This is a genomic window from Staphylococcus pasteuri (assembly GCF_030547725.1).
GTDB lineage: Bacteria > Bacillota > Bacilli > Staphylococcales > Staphylococcaceae > Staphylococcus > Staphylococcus pasteuri.
In genome coordinates this window covers 1-238 of record NZ_JAUOQO010000916.1, presented here as the reverse complement: position 1 = coordinate 238, position 238 = coordinate 1, and the positions used below count along the sequence as shown (strand labels likewise).

Below are 238 nucleotides of genomic sequence, written 5' to 3'. Positions count from 1 at the left end.
GTCTAAAGGCTGAGTTGCTGGATGCTACAAAAGCGCGTGCAGGTTTAATTAATAGAGATATTGATATTTTGTCCTGTTTGTCAGATAACGGCGAGTTTAAAAGGGTTAGGCGAATACCCCCGCATCCAAGATGTAATATCGTTAGTTATGGAAAAAACCTAAATGCTAGTAAAAAGTTAAAGCCTAGGCGCTCTCTAAAACATGCTCATCTGCCTGTTTTTATAAATACTGATTACAC

The 238-nt window shown here is 38.2% G+C and carries 1 protein-coding gene; it reads left to right on the top strand.

Annotated features, from left to right (window positions below; all coding sequences use genetic code 11):
* A partial coding sequence (locus Q4528_RS15905; RefSeq protein ID WP_303522718.1) for a hypothetical protein occupies positions 1 to 238 on the top strand: 238 nt, incomplete at both ends.